The following is an 18852-nucleotide window of genomic DNA, read 5'->3' as shown; positions in this document are numbered from 1 at the left end:
GTGGCGTCCGCGGGTGAGGTGGGCGATCGCGTCGAGCGGCTGCTGGCCGAGTTCGAGGCGCTCGCCGACCCGGCGCTGGCCTCCCGCGCGGAGGAACTGGTCCGCACGGTCGTGGAGTTCTACGGGGCCGCGCTGGAACGGGTCGTGGAGCTGCTGCCGGAGGCGGTGCTGGAGCGGCTGGCCGCCGACCAGCTCGTCTCCGGCGTGCTGGTGGTGCACGACCTGCACCCGCACAGCCTCCATCAGCGGGTCCAGCACGCCCTCGACGCCGTACGGCCCTATCTGGGGTCGCACTCGGGTGACGTGAGTTTCGTGGAGATCACCGACGAGGGTGTGCTGCGGTTGGCGCTCGGGGGCAGCTGCGACGGCTGCCCCTCCTCCATGGTCACCGTGAAGCTGGCGATCGAGCAGGCCATCGCGCACGCGGCGCCGGAGATCACGCGCATCGAGGTCGAGGGTGCTGTGCTGGAGCAACCTGGGCCGACGCAACCTGGTCCGGCGCAGACCGGGCCGGGCGGTCGACCGCTGCTGCCGGTCGTGCCGGCGGAGAAGGCGTCGTGGGTGGAACTGGGCGACGTCGACATGGTCGCGCCGGGCGCCGTCTCGTCGGTGCGGGCGCGGGGCACGGCGACGGTGGTGTGCAACGCCGACGGCACGCTCTACGCCTATCGCGACCAATGCTCGGCTTGTCAAGAGGCGTTGTCCGGTGGGCACTTCGACGGGCGAGTGTTGTCGTGTCCGTCATGCGCAGTGAGCTACGACGTGGTGCTGGCGGGGCGGGCGGTCAGCGGCGACGGTCACCTGGATCCGTTGCCGCTGCTGACATCCGATGGCACGATCCGGGTCGCGGTGCCGGCATGAACTCGGGTCTCAGGCGTTTCGCGCAGCGGCCTCCGGCGGATCCGCAGGAGCGGTGCGAGCTGTGCTCCCGGCCCATCGAGCACGAGCACTCGCACGTGGTCAACGTGGCGTCGCGGGCGATCCTGTGCGCGTGCCGGCCCTGCTACCTGCTGTTCACGCACTCCGGCGCCGGCAAGCACCGCGCCGTCCCCGAGCGGTACGTGCACGTGCCGGACCTGGTGGGCGGCCGGGCGTGGTGGGAGTCGGCGGGCATTCCGGTGCGGATCGCGTTCGTGTTCACCAACTCCGAACTGGGCACGCCGGTGGCGTTCTACCCCAGCCCCGCCGGCGCGACCGAGTGCCTGCTGGCCCTGGAGTCGTGGACCCGGCTGGTCGAGGACAACCCGGTGCTGGATCTGGCGCCGGACGTGGAGGCGCTGCTGGTCAACGTCGACGGTGACCGGTTCGAGGCGTTCGTGGTGCCGATCGACGCCTGCTACCGGCTGGTGGGCATCGTGCGGCTGAACTGGAAGGGCTTCGACGGCGGCGCCGATGCGTGGCGGGAGATCGACGCCTTCTTCGAGGATCTGCGCGATCATGGCTGAGCTGGCCTTCGAGTGCCTGGACGTGCACCCCCTGCGCTACGGGGTGGGGCCGGCGCTGGTGTTCCGGCTGCACATCGCCGAGGTCAACGCGGCCGCCGTGCACGCGATCGCGTTGCGGGTGCAGATCCGCATCGAGCCGCAGCTGCGCCACTACGCCGAGCGTGAGGCGGAGCTGCTGACGTACCTGTTCGGGGACCGGTCGCGGTGGGGCGAGACGCTCAAGCCGATGCAGTTCACCGCCGCGTCGGTGATGGTCCCCAGCTTCACCGGCGCCACGGAGGTGGAGCTGGAGGTGCCGTGCACCTACGACCTGGAGGTGGCGGCCGGCAAGTACTTCCACGCCCTTGACGACGGCGCGGTGCCGATGGTGCTGCTGTTCTCCGGGACGGTGTTCGCCAAGGGCGAGAAGGGGTTCTGGGTGCATCCGATCCCCTGGCACCAGCAGGCGTCGTACCGGATGCCGGTGTCGGTGTGGCGGGAGCTGATGGACGCCTACTTCCCGCACGAGGCGTGGATCCGGCTGGACCGCGACACCGTGGACGCGATGCTGCGCTACAAGTCCACGCACGCGATCCCCACCTGGGACGAGGCGATCCGGGCGCTGCTGAAGGAGACGGCGCCATGAGCCTTGAGCAGGCGCGGGCGGTCGCGGACGCCGTGTTGTACGAGGGCTACCTGCTCTACCCGTACCGGGCCTCGGCGACCAAGAACCAGCTGCGCTGGCAGTTCGGCGTGCTGATGCCGCCTTCCTATGCGGAGGAGCCGTCGAGCTGTGTGACGCAGCTGCTGGTGGAGCCGGCGCTGCACAGCACGGTGCACCTGCGGGTCCGGTTCCTGCAGGTGCAGGCCCGCACCGTCGAGGTCGACGGCACCGCGGTGCCGTCGACGGTGGTCGGCGACACGGAGTGGACCAGTTGGGACGAGGCGGTGGAGCGGGAGGTCGACGCCGTGCTGCGGTTCGCCGACCTGCTGGCCGGCGACAACACCGTGCCGTTCTCGATCGACGGCGGCGTGGAGACCACGGCGCTGTCCGACACGGTGTCTTTGGTGCGGCGGCGGTGCCCGTTGGCCGGTGAGCTGCGGGTGCGCGCCGACGCCCTGCCCGGTCCGTACGGGGCCTCCCGGCTTACCGTCACCGTGACCAATATGTCCGGGTGGGCGGGCTCCAGTCGTGACGAAGCGCTCCGGCACGCGTTGATCGCCGCGCACACGGTGATGTCGGTGTCCCCTGGCCGGTTCGTGTCGATGCTGGACCCGCCGGAGTGGGCGAAGCCGGCGGTCGCGGAGTGCCGGTGCGAGCGGACGTGGCCGGTGCTGGTCGGCGACGACGACACGGTGCTGTCCTCGCCGATCATCCTCTACGACCACCCGGCGATCGCCGCGGAGAGCGCCGGCGAGCTGTTCGACGGCACCGAGATCGACGAGATCCTCACCCTGCGCACGATGGCGCTGACCGACGAGGAGAAGCGGGAGGCCCGCGCCACCGATCCGCGGGCGGCGCGGCTGGTGGACCGGGTCGACACCATGCCGCCGGAGCTGCTGGACCGCCTGCACGGCGCCGTCCGCTACCTGCGCTCCGTCTCGGGCGACCAGCCGTGGTGGGATCCTGGCGCGGACACGACCGTGGATCCCGACACTGACAGCGTGACCGTCGGCGGCGTCCGGGTCGCGCGGGGTTCGCGGGTGCGACTGCGGCCGGGGATGCGGCGCGCCGACGCTCAGGACATGTTCCTGACCGGGCGGGAGGCGACCGTGCAGGCCGTGCTGCACGACGTGGACGGCGAGCTGCACGTGGCGGTGACCGTGGACGGCGACCTGGACCCCGCCTACGGCCGGTTCCGCTACTTCTCCACCGAGGAGGTGGAGCCGCTGTGAATGTGCTGATCGCGGGCGTCGGCAACATCTTCCTCGGCGACGACGGTTTCGGCGTCGAGGTGGCGCGGCGACTGTCCACTCTGGACCTGCCGGACGGGGTGCAGGTCCGCGACTACGGCGTGTCCGGCATGCACCTGGCGTTCGACCTGCTCGACAGCTACGACACCACCATCCTCGTCGACGCCACCTGCCGCGGCGACGCCCCCGGCACGGTCTACGTCGTCGAGCTGGACCCCGTCGACGAGCCGACCGGCTTCATCGACGCGCACGGCATGCAGCCGGACGTGGTGATGCAGCTGCTGGCGATGCTGGGCGGCTCGAGCGGCCGGGTGCTGCTGGTGGGGTGCGAGCCGGCGAGCGTGACCGGCCACATCGGACTGTCCCCGGCGGTGGCGGGGGCGGTGGACGCGGCCGTCAGGACGGTGCTCGAACTCGTGGAGGTGTGTGATGTGCCTGGGGATTCCCGGTGAGGTCATCGAGATCATGGCCGACCGGCCCGACCTGGCCAAGGTCGACGTCTCCGGCGTGAAGCGGGCCATCAACATCGGGCTGCTGGAGGGCGAGGAGGTGGCGCCGGGCGACTGGGTGCTCATCCACGTCGGCTTCGCGCTGTCCAAGATCGACGAGGCGGAGGCGCGGGCGGCGATGGAATTCCTGGAGTCCATCGGCAAGGCCTACGAGGACGAGATGGCCGCGCTGGCCGCCTCCCGGATCGAATAGGAGGGGTCGCGATGCGTTTCGTCGACGAGTTCCGCGACGCCGACAAGGCCCGGGCGCTGGCGTCGAAGATCGCCGGGCTGTGCCAGCCGGGCCGCCGCTACAAGTTCATGGAGGTCTGCGGCGGGCACACCCACACCATCTACAAGCACGGCCTGGAGGACTACCTGCCCGAGCAGGTGCAGCTCGTGCACGGACCGGGCTGCCCGGTGTGCGTGATCCCGATGGGCCGGGTCGACGACGCCATCCACATCGCCCGCCGGCCCGACGTGCTGATGACGTCCTTCGGGGACATGATGCGGGTGCCCGGCAGCGGCGGGAACTTCTTCGACTCCAACGCCGAGGGCACGAACATCCGGATGGTGTACTCGCCGCTGGACTCGCTGAAGCTGGCCCGGCAGCACCCGGACCGGCAGGTCGTGTTCATGGCGATCGGGTTCGAGACCACCGCGCCGTCCACGGCGATGACGCTGTTGCGGGCGGCCGCCGAGGGGTTGGACAACTTCTCGGTGTTCTGCAACCACGTCACGATCATCCCGGCGATCAAGGCCATCCTGGACTCCCCCGACCTGCGCCTGGACGGCTTCATCGGCCCCGGGCACGTGTCGACGGTGATCGGCTGCCGGCCGTACGAGTTCATCGCCGCCGAGTACGGCAAGCCGGTGGTGGTGTCCGGGTTCGAGCCGCTGGACATCCTGCAGTCGGTCTACCTGCTCATGCTGCAGCTGCGTGAGGGCCGGTCGGTGGTGGAGAACCAGTACTCGCGGGTGGTGCCGTGGCCGGGCAACCCGGTGGCGCTGCGGGTGATCAACCAGACGATGCGGCTGCGGCCGTACTTCGAGTGGCGGGGCCTGGGGTTCATCTCGCACTCGGCGCTGCGCATCCGCGACGAGTACGCGGCGTTCGACGCCGAGGCGCGGTTCGAGGTGCCGGGGCTGCGGGTGGCCGATCCGAAGGCGTGCCAGTGCGGCGAGGTGCTCAAGGGCGTGTTGAAGCCGTGGGAGTGCAAGGTGTTCGGCACCGCCTGCACGCCGGAGACCCCGATCGGCACGTGCATGGTCTCCCCGGAGGGCGCCTGCGCCGCGTACTACAACTTCGGCCGGTTCAGCCGCAAGCGGGTGCAGGAGGTGTCGATCGGATGATCGATCGTGAGCGGCAGGTGCTGGACCGGATCGAGCGGCAGCGGCGGCGGCCGGCGAAGGTCCGGGAGGAGCGGGTCACGCTGTCGCACGGCTCCGGCGGCAAGGCCACCCACACCCTGATCGAGGCGGTGTTCCTGGACGCGTTCGGCAATCCGCTGCTGGCGCCGCTGGAGGACGCCGCCCGGCTGCGGGTCGGGGACGCGCGGCTGGCGCTGACCACCGATTCCTATGTGGTGTCGCCGCTGTTCTTCCCCGGCGGGAACATCGGGGATCTCGCGGTGAACGGGACCGTGAACGACCTGGCCGTGTCCGGGGCGACGCCGCTGTACCTGACCTGCGGGTTCATCCTGGAGGAGGGCTTCCCGATCGCGGAGCTGACCCGGATCGTGGCGTCCATGCGGGCCGCGGCGGACCGCGCGGGGGTCGCGATCGTCACCGGGGACACCAAGGTCGTGCAGCGTGGCAAGGCCGACGGCTGCTACGTCAACACCGCTGGCGTCGGCGTGGTCGAGGGTTCCGGCGAGTTGGGCATGGCGGCGGTCCGACCCGGCGACGTGGTCATCGTGTCGGGGCCGATCGGCGAGCACGGCGTGACGATCATGCTGGCGCGGGGCGAGCTGGACATCGAGGCCGACCTGTCGTCGGACACCGCCCCGTTGAACGGGCTGGTCGCGGAGCTGCTGGCGGCGTGCGGCGGCGTGCACGCGATGCGGGACGCCACTCGTGGCGGGGTCGCGACGATCCTGAACGAGATGGCCACCGACGCGCAGGTGTCGGTGATCGTCGACGAGGACGCGATCCCGGTGAAGGCCGAAGTCCGGGGCGCGAGTGAGCTGCTGGGCATCGACCCCCTGTACGTGGCGTGCGAGGGCCGGTTGGTCGCGGCGGTCGCCGCTGACCACGCCGATGCGGCGCTGACGGCGATGCGGGCGCATCCGCTGGGCGCGCAGGCGGCCGTGATCGGGCGGGTCGAGGCCGACCAGCCCGGGATGGTGCTGCTCAACACCGCCTTCGGCGGGACGCGGATCGTGGACATGCTCGTCGGCGACCCCCTGCCACGGATCTGTTGACCGAGCTTGAATCGGCGCTATCCCCGGCCTTCTTCAGGCCGGGGATAGTCGCTCCGTGCCCGTCCGGCCCGCAGAGCGGCCGGCATGCTGGGCGAGCCGCGGAAACAGGGACACCCCAGCGATCGGGTCGAACCCGCGTTCGATATACTATGATGGTGCAGGCCAGGTATCGCTACCGGATCGAGCCTACCCCGGCTCAACGGCAGATGCTGGCGCGCACGTTCGGCTGCGCCCGGGTGGTGTTCAACGACGCTATCCGCTGCCGGGAGCAGGCGTGGCAAGCCGGAGAGAAGCTGTCCCCGACCGAGGTGCAGCGCAGGGTGATCACCCACGCCAAGACCGGCCAGGCGCGGGCGTGGTTGTCCGAGGTGGCCAGCGTGGCGTTGGTGCAGTCGGTGCGGGACGCGCACCGCGCCTACCAGAACTGGTTCGACTCGCTGGCCAAGCGCCGCGCAGGCCGGAAGGTGGGGCGGCCGAGGTTCAAGTCCCGCAAGGACACTCGGCAGTCGTTTCGGCTCACTCGCAACGGGTTCAGCCTGCGCCCGAACGGTCGGCTGTGCCTGGCGAAGATCGGGGACGTGACGGTCCGCTGGTCCCGGGATCTGCCATCGGAGCCGTCGTCGGTCACGATCATCCGCGAGCCGGACGGGCACTACTACGCCTCGTTCGTGGTGGAGGTCGCCCCAACCCCGCTGCCGCCGCTGGATCGGGAAGCCGGTCTGGATCTGGGGATCGCACGGTTGGCGACGGTCGCCACCAGCGACGGGGCGAGGCTGGACATTCCCAACCCGAAGCACCTGGCGCGCAAGCTGCGGAAGCTGGCCCGGCTGGAGCGGGAGAAGGCCCGCCGCGCCAAAAGCGGCAGCAATCGGGCGAAGACCCGTCGCAAAGTCGCAATACAGCATGGCAAGGTGGCCCGTGCCCGGCGGGACTACCACCACAAGCAGGCCCTCACTCTGGTCCGCGACAACCAAGCGGTCCACATCGAGGGCCTGAACATCACTGGCATGGTGCGCAACCGGCGGCTGGCGCGGGCGATCCACGATGCGGGGTGGGCGCAGTTCGTGCGGCTGCTGGAGGAGAAAGCCGAGCGGTACGGTCGCACCGTGGTGACGGTGTCCCGCTGGCTGCCATCCAGCAAGACGTGCTCGGCCTGTGGGCATGTCATGGACACCATGCCGCTGAGCGTTCGCGCGTGGACGTGCCCCGGGTGCGCGGCCGCGCACGATCGGGACGCGAACGCCGCGCGGAACATCCTCGCCGCCGGACAGGCGGAGAGGCGAAACGCCTGCGGAGCCTGGGTAAGTCCTCCTTGCGGGGAGGCGCAGGGTGAGGAAGCAGGAACCATCCCGGACGCGGAGTAGCCGCGTGGGAATCCCCAGCGTTCACACCGGGGAGGATGTCAAATGCACGAGTTGTCGTTGACGCAGGGGGTCGTGGAGGCGATCACCGATCGGCTCGGCCCGCGCCGGGTGGTGATGGTGCGGCTGGAGATCGGCAAGCTGTCCGGCGTCGTGGTGGATTCCGTGCGGTTCTGCTTCGACCTCGTCGTCGCAGGCACGCCGCTGGAGGGCGCCCGGCTGGAGATCGAGGAGCCCGGCGGCCGGGCGCGCTGCCGGGACTGCTCCGCTTCCTTCGCCTCCGACGACCCGATCCTGTTGTGCCCGTGCGGTTCCAGCGACGTCGAGGTGCTGGCCGGCACGGAGCTGCTGATCAAGGCCGTTCAACTGGCTCCCGGGGAGGTGCTGCCCGATGTGCGCGACGTGCGGGTGTGAGGATCACTCCCATGGCACGGTGATCAACCTGGAGGAGCGGCTGCTGGCCCGCAACGACCACCTGGCCGCCCACACCCGGGAGTGGCTGGGCTCGCTGGGCGTTCGGGCCTACAACCTGATGAGCTCTCCCGGCTCCGGGAAGACCACGCTGCTGGAGCGGACCGTCCGTGAGCTCGGCGTGCCGTGCTCGGTGATCGAGGGTGATCAGGAGACCACCTACGACGCCGACCGCATCCGCGCCACCGGGGTTCCGGCCGTGCAGGTCAACACCGGCGCCGGCTGCCACCTCGACGCCGTCATGGTGCGCAAGGCCCTGGCCGAACTCGAACCCCCCGCCGGCTCGCTCGTGTTCGTCGAGAACGTCGGCAACCTCGTCTGCCCCGCCCTGTTCGACCTCGGCGAGACCGCCCGGGTCGTGATCCTCTCCGTGACCGAGGGCGAGGACAAGCCGCTCAAGTACCCGCACCTGGTCCGCACCGGTGACGTCGTGCTGCTCAACAAGGTGGATCTGCTGCCGTACCTGGACTTCTCCTCGGGCCGGTTCCTGCGGTGCCTGCGCCAGGTCAATCCGCACGCCCCCGTGCTGCCGGTGTCCGCCCGGACCGGTGAGGGGCTGCCAGACTGGTACGCGTGGTTGTCCCGGTAGACCAGTGGCTCGCCGTCCGCCGCTGTCTCAACCGCTCGCGCGGCCCACTTTCCCACTCCGCCGCCCGGTTGTACCCGGCCGACTGGTCCGTGGCCGGCACTCCCTTCCTGACCCTGTCGGTACCGGACGAGCCCATCCCCCTCGACGACCTGCGGTTGTCGTGGGCTCTCTCCCCGCCGGTCGACCCCGTCGTCCCCGACTTCCTGCCTGCGGGCTTGTCCTCCTACAGCGCCGCCATCGGCGCCCTCGACCGGCCCACCCTGTTCGAGAACCGCCCCTGCTACCGGCTGCTCGCGGTGTCTCCCGGACATCTCACCTTCGGCCCCGGCAGCTACTTCGACAAGCTCGACTCCGCCGAGGCACTGGCCCACGAGCACTGCGCCGGCACATCCGCGCTGCGAGCCGCCATCGGCGATCCGTTCGATCTCGGGCGGCGGCCCGTGCTCCCCGACGTGCAGACCCTGCTCGTCGACCGGGAAGGGCGGTTCCTGCTGCAGTGGCGGGACCCCGCCAAGGTCGCCGCCAACGGCGGCATCCACGGGCTGGTGCCCACCGGCGAGTTCCAGCCGTCCGGCACCGATCTTCTCGGCGACCTGGACCTCCGGCGCCTGATCGCCCGTGAGTACGCCGAGGAGATCCTGGGCGTACCCGAACTGCGCGACCCGGCGGCCTCCTTCTACGAGCCGTTCCGGGCGATGCCGCTGTTCTTCCTCGGCATCGGCGTCGACGCGCTGACGCTGTCCGCCAGCATCCTGACCATGGCCGTCGTCGATTCCCTGGACGACGCCGTGCCCGTCAACGCCGAAGGCGTGGTCATCCGCTCCGGGCTGCCCTTCACCGAACCCATGACCTCCCCCGGCGCCGCCGCGCTTGCTCTCGCCGCGCGCGGCTCCAGGCGGTTCCCGCGATTCCCACGCCTTGCAGCACAAGAACCCCGAGCGCGACCGCCGCGACGATGAGTTCGACCTGGCCGTCGCTGGCGTCCCGCAACCGGGTGGTCGTGGCGCTGCCGGCGGGTCGTAGCGGACGCTGATGCGCTGCCCCTCGGTGACGCCGTCGAACTGCCGGCCGTTGGCAGTGATCACCGGCGGCCGTCCGCCGTCGCAGGCCAGGGCGTAGCACGAGAGGCCGAGGGCGATCCGCAGCGCAAGGCGCACCCGTCGAGGATGGCATCGACAAAACCGGGTGCGGGCGGGATTGGTCCTGCTGTTGCATGACGGAGTGATCGAGGGACCCTTGGCAGCGTTGCGGCAAGCGGTGGAACGGACCAGGGCGGTGACGCGGGACCGGCCGCTGACGGGGCTGAGCCATGACGACGCCGACGACCGGGCCGGCACGATCGACACCGACAGCGCCCGGGACTTCGACCCGTTCCCGCTGCTGCGCGCCCTGCACGAGGCGGGCGCGCGGGTGGCGGTGATCGGGCAGGTGGCGGGCATCCTGCACGGGTCGCGCGAGCTGACCGGGGACCTGGATCTGCTGTGGGATGGCGATCCGGCACAGGCGGAGGCACTGGCGCACGCCTTCGCGGCGGTGGGCGCCGAGCTGCTGGACGACGACCGCCGGCCGGTCCCGTTGACACCGCAGGCGTTCCTACTACCGAAGGTCCAGTTCGAGTCACGGCAGGCCAGCGGCGACTGCTGCACGGTGGCGCTGCCATGGGGGACGCTGCCGGTGCGGGAGTTCCTCGACCGGGCGCTGACCGTGTCGAGTTCGGACGGGCTGGCCGTGCACTACCTGCGCCGGGAGGACCTGATCGCGATGCGCCGCGCGGTCGGACGGCCGAAGGACCTCCGCCGGGCCGAGGAGCTGGAACGCCGGTGATCAAACCCCGGCGACGGCGGCCTGGCCGAGGCTGATGCCGCCGTCGTTGGTGGGCACGCGCCGGTGGGTGAGCACTCGAAAGCCATTGTCCGCCAACAGGTTCACGGCACGGGTCTGGAGCAGCACATTCTGGAAGACGCCCCCGGACAGGGCGACGGTGTCCAGGCCGGTGCGGTCCCGGGCCTGGCAGCAGCCGTTCACCACGGCGGAGGCGACGCCGTGGTGGAAGCGGGCGGCGATCACGGGGCGCGGGACACCGGCGGCACGGTCGTCGACGATGGCGCGCAGGAGGTCGACGCCTTGCACGATCAGCTCATCGACGCGGACGGGGTAGGCGTCGACGATCGTGGGATCGGCGAGTTGTTCGAGTTCGACGGCGGCCTGACCCTCGTAGTTGATCTCGTCGCGGACACCGAGCAGCGCGGCGGCGGCGTCGAACAGGCGGCCGGCGCTGGAGCTGAGCGGGGCGTTGACTCCGTTGCGGGCCAAGGAAACCACCGCGTCCCACTCGGGTCGCCAGCCGGGGATCTCGGAGCCGAGGTAGGCGGCGGCCATCCGCCACGGCTGGCGGATCGCGGCGGAGCCACCGGGCATGGGCACGGGCGCCAGGTGTCCGATCCGCTCAAAACCGTGCAGCGACGCGACGAGGAACTCGCCGCCCCAGATGGTGCCGTCGGTGCCGTAGCCGGTGCCGTCGAACGCCACGCCGATCACGGGCCCGGCCTCGCGGTTGTCGGCCAGGCAGGAGGCGATGTGGGCATGGTGGTGCTGCACGCCGACGAACTCGACGCCGTCCAGGCCGAGGGCGTACTTGGTGGACAGGTACTCGGGGTGCAGGTCGTGGGCGACGACGCGCGGAGTGATCTCGAACAGCCGGCAGAAGTGCTCGATGCCCTCGGTGAACGAGCGGTAGGTCTGCAGGTTCTCCAGATCGCCGATGTGGTGCGAGAGGAACGCGTGGTCGTCCTTGGCCAGGCAGAACGTGTTCTTCAGCTCGGCGCCACAGGCCAGCACGGGGCGTCGGCAGCGCTGCGCGAGCGTCACCGGCTCGGGGACGTAGCCACGGGAACGGCGCAGCAGTGCACCGGCGCGGACGACGGAGTCGTCGGTGCGGATGTGGATGGGCCGGTTGTGGTCGAGCACGGCGTCAGCGATGCCGGCCAGCGGAGTGGCGTCGCGGTAGGCGATGGGTTCCTCGGACAGGTTGCCGCTGGTCAGCACGATCGGTTCGCCGAGGTCGCGGAGCAGCAGGTGGTGCAGCGGCGTGTACGGCAGCATCACGCCCAGGTAGCGGTTCCCGGGCGCCACGGCGTCGGCGATCGGGGCGTCGGAGCGTCTGGGCATCAGCACGATGGGCCGGCGGTGCCCGGTGAGGTCCCGCAGCGACCGCTCGTCCACCTCGCACAGTCCCCGCGCCTGCGCCACGTCGGCGGCCATCACCGCGAACGGCTTGTCCTCCCGGTGCTTACGGGCCCGTAGCGTCGCCGCCCCGGTCGGGTGAGATGCGGTCACGGCCAGGTGATATCCGCCGAGTCCCTTGACCGCGAGTATCTCGCCGCGGCGCAGCCGGCGCACGGCCTCCGCGAGCGGGTCGGCGGCGTCCCCCAGCGCCAGCCGAGGCCCGCAGGCGGGGCAGCAGGTGGGTTGGGCGTGGAAGCGGCGGTCACGGGGGTCCTCGTACTCCGTCCGGCACGGCCCGCACATGGCGAAGCCGGCCATGGTCGTCAGCGGCCGGTCGTAGGGGACGTCGCGGACGATGGTGAACCGCGGCCCGCAGTTGGTGCAGTTCACGAACGGATACCGGTAGCGGCGGTCCGCCGGGTCGAACAGCTCGCGCAGGCAGTCGGCGCAGGTCGCCGAGTCGGCGGAGACGAGGGTGTTGCGGACGCCGTGCGCGTCGCTGGCGGCGATCTCGAAGCCGGCCAGGCCGCGCGGGGCGGCCTCGCTGACGTGGACGTGCTCGATGCGGGCCAGCGGCGGCGCGTCGCGTTCCAGGGCGGTGAGGAACTCCCCCACGTCCTCCGGCGCGCCCTCGACCTCGACGAACACACCGGCGACGTCGTTGCCGACCCGGCCGGCCAGCCGCAGCCGGGTGGCCAGGGCGTGGACGTAGGGCCGGAAGCCGACCCCCTGCACGACCCCGTCGACCCGAACGTCCCTGCGGATACGCCGGTCCACGGCCGTAGTGTCGCACCCGTTAGGGTCACCCGCCGTGAGCGAACCCGGATCGATCATCGACGCCACCGACGCGCTGTCCTCGGTGCCCGCGGCGGGCTCGCGCCGCTGCGCCCCGCAGACCGGCCGGATCCGCTGGTACTTCGGGCCGATGGACTGCGGCAAGTCCACGCTGGCCCTGCAGATCGACCACAACCAGGCCCGGCAGGGCCGGCACGGCCTGGTGCTGGTGCGGCACGACCGGTCGGGCCGGCCGCAGATCTCCAGCCGGATCGGCATCAGCCGGCAGGCCACCGAGGTCGCCGACGACGCCGACCTGCGCCAGCTGGTGCGCTCGCGGTGGGCGTCGGGACAGAGGGTGGACTACCTGGTGGTGGACGAGGCGCAGTTCCTGTCCACCGAGCAGGTCGAGCAGTTGGCCGAGCTGGCCGACGACGCGCAGGTGGACGTGTACTGCTTCGGCATCGCCACCGACTTCCGCAGCCGCATGTTCCCCGGCGCGCGGCGGCTGTTCGAGCTGGCCGACGAGCTGCACCCGGTGCAGGTGGAGGTGTTGTGCTGGTGCGGGCTGCAGGGTCGGTTCAACGCCCGGGTCTCGGGCGGCCGGGTGCTGCGCGAGGGCGACACGGTGATGGTGGCCGACACCGATTTCGCCGACGAGGTGCGGTACCAGGTGCTGTGCCGGCGTCACTTCCGGACCGGCGAGCTGGCGGCCGAGCCGGTGTCCCCGGCGCAGCTGAGCTTCAGTTGAGCGGGTTCGGGGCGGGTCCGGGTGCGCGTTTGTGCTCGATCCCACGTCTCGCCGATGTAGTTCGGGCAGCTTCCGCGGGTAACCACGGACCGTGAACAGCTTCGCGTGGGCCATATATGCTACGCTCTGTCATCAGAAGTCGGGGAAAATGTCACTCGTTGATGGTCTTGTCGGCACGCTTGGTTGCGGAATGCAGTCAGATGGCCGGCCGGGTCGGCTGGAAGCGGCCCGGACTAGGCTAATCGGGTGATAGTTGCACTCGGTGGCTGGATAACGCGTCACGACGTCCGACCGATTGCATCTCTGAGACGGGACACTCTGGTTGACACGTGAACGACGTCACCCTGGGTGCCGAAACCCCTCGCCGGGGAACGATTGGACCAGTCCCGTCGTTGCACTCGGTAAGCACAACCCGGGGCGTCAGCCCCGAGCCGAGCGAAAGGACACCGTCATGGCCGACCGCGTTCTGCGTGGTAGCCGGCTCGGTGCGGTCAGCTACGAGACCGACCGCAACCACGACCTCGCGCCGCGCCGGTCGGTGCGGTACGCGTGCCCGAAGGGGCACGACTTCGAGGTGCCGTTCTCCGACGACGCCGAGATCCCGCCGGTCTGGGAGTGCCGACTGCACGGCCTTGAGTCGAAGATCATGGACGGCAACGAGCCGGAGCAGAAGAAGATCAAGGCCCCGCGCACGCACTGGGACATGCTGCTGGAGCGCCGCAGCATCCCCGAGCTGGAGGAACTGCTCACCGAGCGCCTCGAGGAGCTCAAGGGCCGCCGGACCCGCACGGCGTGACGTGGCGCCGCCTTCGGGCGGCGCGGCCGAGCACACTCCTGTGTTGCCGGGTTCGGCTCCGCGCGTGGCCTCGCGACTCTGAGCCCACCACGAAGTGAGAACGACCCCCTGGCCTTCGTGGCCAGGGGGTCGTTCGCCGTCCGCACCAAGCTAGCGCTTGATGATGCCGACCTGCTCCAGGCGGCGGCGCACGCCCCACTTGGTGACGCGCCACAGCGCCTCGCGCACGATGGCGCCGCTCATCTTGGACTGGCCGATGGCGCGCTCGGTGAAGGTGATGGGCACCTCGACGACCTCGAAGCCGGCCTCGATGGTGCGCCAGGTGAGGTCGATCTGGAAGCAGTAGCCCTGCGAGGCCACCGACTGGATGTTGATCTTCTCCAGGACCTCACGGCGGAACGCCTTGAAGCCGCCGGTGATGTCGCGGATCTTCGCGCCCAGCGCGATGCGCGAGTAGAAGCCGCCGCCGCGGGAGATCAGCTCCCGGTACTTGGGCCAGTTCACCACGCGGCCGCCCGGCACGTAGCGGGAGCCCAGCGCCAGGTCGGCGTCGGTGAGGGCGTCCAGCAGCCGGGGCAGGTCCTCCGGCGCGTGCGAGCCGTCGGCGTCCATCTCGACGATCACGCCGTAGTCGCGGTCCAGCGCCCAGCCGAAGCCCGCGACGTAGGCGGCGCCGAGGCCGGCCTTCTCGGTGCGGTGCATCACGTGCACCCGCTCGTCGGCCGCGGCCATCTCGTCGGCGAGCTGGCCGGTGCCGTCGGGGCTGCCGTCGTCGACGACGAGGGCGTGCGCCTCGGGCAGCGCCTCCTGCAGCCGAGCGACGATGGGGCCCAGGTTCTCCCGCTCGTTGTAGGTCGGGATCACCACCAGCACCTGGCCGAGCTCCGCGCGGCTGTCCCGCTGGTCCGCCATCAAAGATCCTCTTCCGGTGTTCTCGTGTCGTCAGGTCGTGCTGGCGCGGCGGCTGCCGGACCGACTCCGCAGGCGTGAGCCGATCGCCAGTGCCAGTGCCGCCAGACCGGCCACCGACGCCGCCCATTCGGGCCAGGCGCCGAGCCGGGTGGCCAGCGTAGCGGTCGTGCGCAGCGGCACCGTCGCCACCAGCGTCGCCGCCGTGTACAGCTCACTCTGCCGGGTGACCGATCCGTCGGGCTGGACGATGGCGCTCACCCCGCTGGTCGCCGAGACCGCCACCGCGCGGCCGTACTCCACCGCCGCGACCCTGGACATGGCCAGCTGCTGGTAGCTCATCTCGCCAGGCCCGTACCAGGCATTGTTGGTGGGGACGGCGAGCATTGTCGCACCGTCGCGGACGGCGTCGCCGACCACCTGGTCGTAGGCGACCTCGTAGCAGATCGCGACGCCGACGGTCGTGCCGTCGACCGGCAGGGCGCCGGGCTCGGTGCCGGGGATCATGTCCCGGGTGTCGGCCACGAACGGCGTCACCGCCGCGGAGATGTCGCGCAGCGGGATGAACTCGGCGAACGGCACCAGCTTCTGCTTGGCGTAGCGGGGGCCGGGGCCGGTGTTCGGGTCCCACACCTGCACCACGTTCTGGATGGTGGTGGGGTTCTGGATGAGCCGGCCGCCGATCAGGAACGGCACGCCGACGTCGGAGATGGCCTTGGACAGCTCGCTGTCGTAGCGGGGATCGGGCTCCAGGTCGGTGGCGACCTCCGGCCACACCACGAGGTCGGGCTTGGCGACCTTGCCGGCCTTGATGTCGGCGGCCAGCTTCTCGGTGGCGGCGATGTGGTTGCGGCGCAGGATCGGCGTGTCGTACATCAGGTTGATGCCGTCGTCGGGGGCGTTGCCCTGGATGATCGCGACCGTGCGGGTGCCGGCCTGGGCGTCGGTGCCGACCAGCGACCAGCTCGCCGCGCCGGCGATCACCGGCAGCACGAGCAGCACGGCCGGCAGCACCAGGGCGCGGCGGCGGTCGCCGGCCCGCCAGCGGGCGATCAGCTCGGTGGCGCCGGCGCCCGTGACGACGACGGCGAAGCCGAGCAGCATCGTGCCGCCGATCGCGGCCAGCGGCAGGAACAGGCCCTCGGGCTGGCCGTAGGCGACCTTGCCCCACGGGAACCCGTCGAACGGGAAGTACGTGCGCAGCACCTCGCTGCCCAGGAACACCGCCGCCATCCACACCGGGCCGCCGCGCAGCTTGCTCACCACGGCCATCGCCGCGCCGGCCAGCGCCATGTACAGCGACACCACGAACGACAGGCCGACCCACGGGAACGGGCCGAAGTCCGCGCCGAGGAAGCTCTGCAGCCACTGCAACAGCGGCAGCACGAACGCCAGGCCGAACAGCAGGCCGTACAAGAAGCCGCCGCGGGCGGTGCGGTGGCGAAGGGCGGCCGCGAGCAGCGCGAACGCCAGCGGCGCCAGGTACCAGAGGGTGCGCGGCGGGTAGCTGGCGTAGAAGATGCCGCCGCCGGCGAGGGCGGCGGCGGCGCGAATCAGCACGGGGACTGCGCGGCGACGTCGGGACGGCAGCGCGAGCGGAATGTCGGATTCCGACGTCACAGCGGGGGCGACCACCCGTTCAGCCTACGGCCCGGGTGTGAGACCCCTGTCCGGTGTGGCTGCCGCGCGGCGTAGGTCACGCCGGGTTGTGCAGCCGGTCGGCCAACACCCGGTCCAGCGCCGCGCACACGCCGGCCCCGGCCAGCAGGAAGCCGACGGCGGCCGCGAGCAGGCGGGCCTCCGGGTAGCCGTGGGCGAGCAGATAGCCGATCGCCGCCCCAACGACGCCCGCCCCTGCGGCGAGCGCCAGGCGGCCCAGCAGCCGGTGGTCCCACCCGCGCCACACCGCCGCCGCCACGATGACCGCGCCGGCGAGCAGCGACACGGCCGTGGTGCCGAAGTTGAAGCCGTAGCGCAGCGGCAGCGCCGGCACGAAGAACAGCACCAGGAACCACCCCAGGGCGCCGGCGACCGACGCCATGGTCGGCCCGTGCTTGACCGGACGCCGCGCCCACACCCGCGCCGCCGCCAACACGACCAGCGCCACCGCCACGAGCGGCAGCCAGGAGACGGTGTGGCCGAGGTTGTAGAGCGTCACCGTGTCGTAGACCGCCAGCACGATGCACCCCAACGCCCCCACGGACGCCACGAACGGCGCCAGCCTGGGCGGTGTTGGAGCACCTTCCGACAGCAGCGGCAGCAGTAGCGGCGTGACGAGACCGGAGACCACCCGGATCACGAGGTCCCCCACCGTGTACGGGCTGTACAGATCCCATTCGATCAGGCAGAACGTCACCGTGTACGAGGCCGACACCAGCCACCGCGCGTGAATGGCCCGCCGGAACGCCTCCGCCCCGAACCACCGGCACACCAGCAGGTACGCCAGCAACCCGAACGGCAGCTCCACCGCCGACTGCGCGTGCAGCACCGTCCACGGCCACGCCGGCAGGGCATAGGACAGCGAGCCCAGGTCCGCCAGGTCGAACCAGCCCGGCGGCATGTACCGCGCGATCGACGAGGTGTCCCCGTGCCACGCCTGCTGCACGTAGGCGGTGAACAGCATCTGGTTGACGAAGAACAGGGCGATCACCGCCGCCAACCACGTGCCCGGGTGCCGCAGCCAGCCCCCGCCCGGCCGCTCCGGCGCACCGCCGCGCGGCACCCACCACACACCCGCCACCGTCGCCGCGACGATCACCGCCGCCAACACGATCTCCCCCATGGCGAGGCAGCTTAAGCCCCCGGCCGTGGGACGAATCGTCGGCCGGCCGCAGCGCGGCGGTCCTCGCCGACAGATCAGCCCTCCATGTCGGTCAGCACGTCGCACGCAACCTGGTGCAGGGGCAGGTTGTACTCCCGGGAGATCGTCACCAGCAGCTCCGACGCCTGCGCGATGCTGATGCGGTGCCGTTCGGCCAGCACCCCGGTGGCCTGCGCGATCACGGCATTCTGCCGCACCCTGTCCTGGAGTCGTTCGACGAGTTCCGTTGCCAGGTCCGCATCGTGCCGCAGGGTGAATGCCGTGAGGCCGAGAGTGGCCATGCCCTGCACCACGCATCGAAGGCGCCGATGTGCTGACGTGAGCTGGGTCTCACAGAACAGCGTCAGCGCGCCAACGGTCTCTCCGCGAGAGGTCTCCGCGTGCGTGCGCAGTGGCAGGGCTTCGATGGCGGCAACCCCGCAGCCTTCCATCACGGCCGCCACCTCGGACCTGCCCTCCTGAATGGCGCCCTCGTAGGTGAGTGCCACGGACTGGCCGGCGCGGTAGCACTCCTGGGACGGCCCGGGTCGGTCCTGCAGGGCGAACAGCGGCGTGAACCGCTGATCCGCGGCCGATCCCTCCGTGATGGGAGCGCCGGTGCAGTCGTGCAGCAGCACCCCGACCGCCGGAACACCAAGCAAAGTACGAGACCTGTCGGCCACCAGGCGCATGAGGGGACGCAGGGAACCGGCGCGGGCCAGCGCCTCGGAGAACTGGGCCAGCGATCGAGTGGGGACGTGGTCGCGGGAGGCGCGTACCGCCCGGGGCATGCCGAGGTCCTTCCTTCTGCCGCAACGCCCCAACTCCCCGGGGTAAGGATGGCGGTTCACGGCGACCGGAAGGAGTCGTTCGGACGGTTCCACCCGTTCGGCCGAGTCCGTCGCGCGCATCCGGCCTAACTAGAGC

The 18852-nt window shown here is 71.0% G+C and carries 20 protein-coding genes; 15 read left to right on the top strand and 5 right to left on the bottom strand.

Features of this window, described 5'->3' with window-relative positions; translation table 11 throughout:
• The 13 genes from BJ998_RS43990 to BJ998_RS43930 all read left to right on the top strand — a co-directional run bounded on the left by BJ998_RS43990 (position 1) and on the right by BJ998_RS43930 (position 10494).
• A complete protein-coding gene (locus BJ998_RS43990; RefSeq protein WP_184870105.1) occupies positions 1 to 861 on the top strand; it encodes a NifU family protein in 861 nt (286 codons plus the stop codon).
• Positions 858 to 1445 (top strand): DUF5947 family protein, encoded by a 588-nt coding sequence (locus BJ998_RS43985; protein WP_184870104.1) that lies wholly within the window; start codon positions 858 to 860, stop codon positions 1443 to 1445. The genes BJ998_RS43990 and BJ998_RS43985 overlap by 4 nt, the downstream gene beginning before the upstream one ends.
• Positions 1438 to 2070 (top strand): DUF6084 family protein, encoded by a 633-nt coding sequence (locus tag BJ998_RS43980; RefSeq protein ID WP_184870103.1) that lies wholly within the window; start codon positions 1438 to 1440, stop codon positions 2068 to 2070. The genes BJ998_RS43985 and BJ998_RS43980 overlap by 8 nt, the downstream gene beginning before the upstream one ends.
• On the top strand, positions 2067 to 3320 hold the full coding sequence (locus BJ998_RS43975) for a hypothetical protein (protein ID WP_184870102.1): 1254 nt from the start codon (positions 2067 to 2069) through the stop codon (positions 3318 to 3320). Before BJ998_RS43980 ends, BJ998_RS43975 begins: the two co-directional genes overlap by 4 nt.
• Positions 3321 to 3322: 2 nt before the next feature.
• Complete coding sequence (locus BJ998_RS43970) at positions 3323 to 3790, top strand: hydrogenase maturation protease (protein WP_312890691.1); 468 nt, start codon at positions 3323 to 3325, stop codon at positions 3788 to 3790.
• Positions 3768 to 4040, top strand: a complete 273-nt coding sequence (locus BJ998_RS43965) for a HypC/HybG/HupF family hydrogenase formation chaperone (RefSeq protein ID WP_184870101.1) — start codon at positions 3768 to 3770, stop codon at positions 4038 to 4040. Before BJ998_RS43970 ends, BJ998_RS43965 begins: the two co-directional genes overlap by 23 nt.
• A gap of 11 nt (positions 4041 to 4051) precedes the next feature.
• A complete protein-coding gene (gene hypD / locus BJ998_RS43960; RefSeq protein ID WP_184870100.1) occupies positions 4052 to 5179 on the top strand; it encodes a hydrogenase formation protein HypD in 1128 nt (375 codons plus the stop codon).
• Positions 5176 to 6249 (top strand): hydrogenase expression/formation protein HypE, encoded by a 1074-nt coding sequence (gene hypE, locus BJ998_RS43955; protein WP_184870099.1) that lies wholly within the window; start codon positions 5176 to 5178, stop codon positions 6247 to 6249. Before hypD ends, hypE begins: the two co-directional genes overlap by 4 nt.
• Positions 6250 to 6404: 155 nt before the next feature.
• Positions 6405 to 7613, top strand: coding sequence for an RNA-guided endonuclease InsQ/TnpB family protein (locus BJ998_RS43950; protein ID WP_221339630.1), 1209 nt, complete (start codon positions 6405 to 6407; stop codon positions 7611 to 7613).
• Between the two features lie 42 nt (positions 7614 to 7655).
• A complete protein-coding gene (locus BJ998_RS43945; protein WP_184870097.1) occupies positions 7656 to 8024 on the top strand; it encodes a hydrogenase maturation nickel metallochaperone HypA/HybF in 369 nt (122 codons plus the stop codon).
• On the top strand, positions 8002 to 8670 hold the full coding sequence (gene hypB / locus BJ998_RS43940) for a hydrogenase nickel incorporation protein HypB (protein ID WP_184870096.1): 669 nt from the start codon (positions 8002 to 8004) through the stop codon (positions 8668 to 8670). Before BJ998_RS43945 ends, hypB begins: the two co-directional genes overlap by 23 nt.
• Positions 8655 to 9629: a hypothetical protein gene (locus BJ998_RS43935; protein ID WP_184870095.1), complete on the top strand. Its 975-nt coding sequence runs from the start codon at positions 8655 to 8657 to the stop codon at positions 9627 to 9629. The genes hypB and BJ998_RS43935 overlap by 16 nt, the downstream gene beginning before the upstream one ends.
• A gap of 262 nt (positions 9630 to 9891) precedes the next feature.
• Entirely contained in the window at positions 9892 to 10494 is a 603-nt protein-coding gene (locus tag BJ998_RS43930) for a hypothetical protein (RefSeq protein WP_184870094.1), read from the top strand.
• Here the strand turns inward: BJ998_RS43930 and hypF are convergent, their stop codons facing one another.
• Positions 10495 to 12660 carry a carbamoyltransferase HypF gene (gene hypF / locus BJ998_RS43925; protein WP_376776076.1) on the bottom strand — a complete coding sequence of 722 codons (2166 nt, stop codon included), beginning with the start codon at positions 12658 to 12660 and terminating at the stop codon, positions 10495 to 10497.
• Between the two features lie 46 nt (positions 12661 to 12706).
• Between hypF and BJ998_RS43920 the strand changes: the two genes are divergently transcribed.
• Together BJ998_RS43920 and BJ998_RS43915 are read left to right on the top strand one after the other, a co-directional pair.
• Entirely contained in the window at positions 12707 to 13420 is a 714-nt protein-coding gene (locus BJ998_RS43920) for a thymidine kinase (protein ID WP_184870092.1), read from the top strand.
• 451 nt (positions 13421 to 13871) lie between these two features.
• Positions 13872 to 14216 carry an RNA polymerase-binding protein RbpA gene (locus BJ998_RS43915; protein ID WP_043714016.1) on the top strand — a complete coding sequence of 115 codons (345 nt, stop codon included), beginning with the start codon at positions 13872 to 13874 and terminating at the stop codon, positions 14214 to 14216.
• Between the two features lie 150 nt (positions 14217 to 14366).
• Here the strand turns inward: BJ998_RS43915 and BJ998_RS43910 are convergent, their stop codons facing one another.
• From BJ998_RS43910 to BJ998_RS43895, 4 genes are all read right to left on the bottom strand, one after another.
• A complete protein-coding gene (locus BJ998_RS43910) occupies positions 14367 to 15128 on the bottom strand; it encodes a polyprenol monophosphomannose synthase (RefSeq protein ID WP_184870091.1) in 762 nt (253 codons plus the stop codon).
• A 30-nt stretch (positions 15129 to 15158) separates the two neighbouring features.
• Positions 15159 to 16760, bottom strand: coding sequence for an apolipoprotein N-acyltransferase (gene lnt / locus BJ998_RS43905; protein ID WP_312890673.1), 1602 nt, complete (start codon positions 16758 to 16760; stop codon positions 15159 to 15161).
• A gap of 61 nt (positions 16761 to 16821) precedes the next feature.
• Positions 16822 to 17907 (bottom strand): hypothetical protein, encoded by a 1086-nt coding sequence (locus BJ998_RS43900; protein ID WP_184870090.1) that lies wholly within the window; start codon positions 17905 to 17907, stop codon positions 16822 to 16824.
• A 74-nt stretch (positions 17908 to 17981) separates the two neighbouring features.
• Positions 17982 to 18716 (bottom strand): ANTAR domain-containing protein, encoded by a 735-nt coding sequence (locus BJ998_RS43895; protein WP_184870089.1) that lies wholly within the window; start codon positions 18714 to 18716, stop codon positions 17982 to 17984.
• Positions 18717 to 18852 lie beyond the last annotated feature (136 nt).

The organism is Kutzneria kofuensis (assembly GCF_014203355.1).
GTDB classification, from domain to species: Bacteria; Actinomycetota; Actinomycetes; order Mycobacteriales; family Pseudonocardiaceae; genus Kutzneria; species Kutzneria kofuensis.
This window is presented reverse-complemented; position numbering and strand designations above follow the sequence as displayed.